Below are 796 nucleotides of genomic sequence, written 5' to 3' on the forward strand. Positions count from 1 at the left end.
GGCTCTGGTCTAAAAAGTATGCTAAACCCAACCATAGTTAATATAATGAAACACCAACTCAAATGCTTTGAAATGGTTTTCTAGCTTTTTAGAAAAACAGCAAGTTCTCCTAAATGCTCGCCTGACGAAGGTTCTCAGTCTGGTGTTATTGCCTTCAATACCCACAGTAAAGCGTTTACCAACTTGTTTTAAAGAGTGCTTAAAGGCAGTTAAAAAGCTATCCCAATCATCACAAGCAATTTTGTTGAAAGTAATGCCTAGTTGGGTAAGTTGTATTTTGAGTTTTTTGGCAGTAGCAAGGTTTCGTTTGCCCCACACAAAAGCAACAATCTCACCTGTGCCTTTGTCATAAGCATAGATGAGCCAAACTTTGTTTTTCTTGTTACCAACATAAGTCCAAAACTCATCCACTTCTAAGGTGTCGTAATGTTGTTGTTTGGGTTTGATTTTGTGGTTGCTGTTTGTGAGTACACTTAGCACCTTTGCTTTGCTCACTTGTTCAATTACCACAATATCTGCAATGCTACACCCACGAGCAAGCATTAAGCGTATTTTGTTGTCTATGTGCGAATAACAGCCCTTGTAGCTTAGTTCTGACTGTTGGACAAACTGTCTGTGGCAATTTTTACAAAAATAATTTTGTTTGCCATAGCTTTTTACGCCATTTTTCTTTATACTATGACATAGGCAACTTGGGCAAGTAATGGTAATTGTCGTCTTCATAACCGTAAATTACCACTGTTTGGTTAAGTTGTCTTTTTAGTTTTTGTTACAGCATACTTTTTGAACCACTGCC

At 37.6% G+C, this 796-nt stretch carries 1 protein-coding gene; it reads right to left on the reverse strand.

Annotation, left to right across the window (positions count from 1 at the left end; all coding sequences use genetic code 11):
* Positions 1-21: 21 nt before the first annotated feature.
* A complete protein-coding gene (locus B0182_RS13205) occupies positions 22-723 on the reverse strand; it encodes an IS1 family transposase (protein ID WP_078275358.1) in 702 nt (233 codons plus the stop codon).
* Positions 724-796: the final 73 nt, after the last annotated feature.

The organism is Moraxella bovis (assembly GCF_002014975.1).
GTDB classification, from domain to species: Bacteria; Pseudomonadota; Gammaproteobacteria; order Pseudomonadales; family Moraxellaceae; genus Moraxella; species Moraxella bovis.